A 2,063-nucleotide genomic window follows, 5' to 3' on the forward strand; every position below is an offset into this window, starting at 1 on the left:
GTCGAGTAGGGGCCCCCATTTCTGAAGGCCCCTCTCAGGGAACCGTACTTGTGCTGTTCACATACGGCTCTTCAGGGCGACGGGTTGCTAACCCCGTCGTCGGCCGGTTTGCGACCTCCGCTATCCCAGTGCCAACGTGAGTTGCACCGGGGCGACCCTGCGCGCGGCTATCAGTCGGTAGCGTCGTTCCAATGATTCGAGCCCTCGTGCATCCCAATGGGAATTCGGAAGTGCCCGGTCCACTGTTGCCATGTGGCTCATCGCCCAAAAGGACTTGCGACCTTTGTAGACGTTTCGCCAAGCGCTCTTCGGCCAAATGCCGTGCTGAATTAGTTTCTGGGCTATCGTACGTCTGCGTTTCCACTGTTTGAGCTGAATAGCACGCAACCGGCGTCGGATGTGCGCATCCAGGTTATGCAATGTCCTTTCGACCTCGGCGGAGCAGACTCCAAAGAAGCCTACCCATCCGATGAGATACTCGTTCACCCGGGCAATGCACGCTTTGAGCGTGTTTCCCCAGCTGCGCGGCGTAAGCTCACGGATTTTGCCGTCGATGCGTTCCTTGGAGCGCTTCGATAGTATCACTTCCACGTTTCCGTCCATCAACTCTCGCCGCAGACTGAAGCCGAGAAAGTGCCGCTCTTCGGGACGAGCCACAGCGCTCTTGCTCGCGTTCACCTTCAGGCGCAGCCGCCCTTCGATGAAGCTCGTAATACTCGCCATGACTCGCTGTCCGGCTCGTTCACTGCGGACGTAGATGTTCTCATCATCCGCGTAACGGACGAATCGGTGGCCGCGCCGTTCGAGCTCCCAATCGAGCTCGTCCAGCACAATGTTACTTAACAACGGCGAAAGTGGACCCCCTTGCGGGACGCCCTCGTCATTGCTGACCACCACGCCATCCGGCATCACAACCTTCGCTTTGAGCATCTTTCCAATGAGTACGAGCAGTCGCTTGTCTTTGACTCGATCCGCGAGTCTCGCCATTAACCGCTGGTGATGGACTCGATTGAAGAAATTCTCCAAATCAATATCTACCACCCAATCGTGCCCATCTTCTAGATACTCTTGCGCCTGCTGGATTGCCGTGTGACAACTTCGTCCAGGTCGAAATCCGTGGCTGTTCGGATGAAACTTCGGCTCGTACAAGGGCTCGAGTACCGCTCGTACCGCTTCTTGGATCGTCCGATCGATGACGTCAGGAATTCCTAGGCCACGATGACCTTTTCCGCCTGCCTTGGGTATCCACACGCGCCGGATATTGCCCGGCTCGTAGTCTCCCTTAAGCAGTGATTCGGTCACCTTCGGGATGAGCTCCTCAAGATGCGCGCGCATCTCTTTGACGCTCTGCCCGTCTGGCCCAGGTGCCCCTTGGTTCGATGCCACGACTGCAAACGCTAACCGTAATCGCCCAGTGACTTCTTCCAGTGTCGCCGCCAATACTGCTTCTTCTTTGCGCTTCGACTTCGGCTCCGCGTGCGCTCGAGAAACCCTTCGGTGGGTGACCCTTGCGCCGTCGGCTTCTGCTTTCGCATACTGTTCGGCTGTCTCGAATCGCAATCCGAGTTGTCTTGGCTGTTCGTTGACTGGGACCGCCTCACCTCCCCCAGAGCTCTCGATTCCCTGGGTTTCAACCGGCTTTCGCCGGCCTTGTGGCTTTATGCAGTCCTCCGACTTCTGCCGGGTCATAACCTTTCGTCCTTCATCCTACGGGCTACCGCTTTCGCGGAGACCCGACAGATCTCACTGGGTAAATTCCACGCACTTCGAGACGTTCTCGTTGCCAATACGCACTGCGACTACCGACAGATACTGGGCTTCACCACCGTTCGCTGGCTTACCCATCGCGTACGCCTTACGGCACTTCATTTTCATTCGATTCCGCCACGCATCTATGACTTCTTTCAGACCACCCCTCGCGGGCCCCTGGGCGTTTGCATCCCTCCCAGAGAGTCGTGGTGCTCCACGGCACAGCCCTTGTCTCTTCGATGTCGGGTTGCCTCTGTCAGGCCCCCGGGTTTGGACTTTCACCTCCTGTACGTTGAACATGCCAGTCACACGAA

The 2,063-nt window shown here is 57.4% G+C and carries 1 protein-coding gene; it reads right to left on the bottom strand.

Translation table 11 applies throughout. The annotated features are described in order from the left end of the window. Positions 1 to 120: 120 nt before the first annotated feature. The gene (gene ltrA / locus WCA10_RS14380) at positions 121 to 1,689 is read right to left on the bottom strand and encodes a group II intron reverse transcriptase/maturase (protein WP_472823224.1); all 1,569 of its coding nucleotides are present in this window, start codon (positions 1,687 to 1,689) and stop codon (positions 121 to 123) included. Between the last annotated feature and the right edge of the window lie 374 nt (positions 1,690 to 2,063).

Origin of the sequence: Occallatibacter sp., assembly GCF_049582745.1 — a bacterium.
In the GTDB taxonomy this organism is placed as follows: Bacteria; Acidobacteriota; Terriglobia; order Terriglobales; family Acidobacteriaceae; genus Telmatobacter.

Bases quoted from the DNA above. Each gene is read 5' to 3' on its own strand.
- ltrA (WP_472823224.1), bottom strand. From the start codon at position 1,689: ATGACCCGGCAGAAGTCGGAGGACTGCATAAAGCCACAAGGCCGGCGA.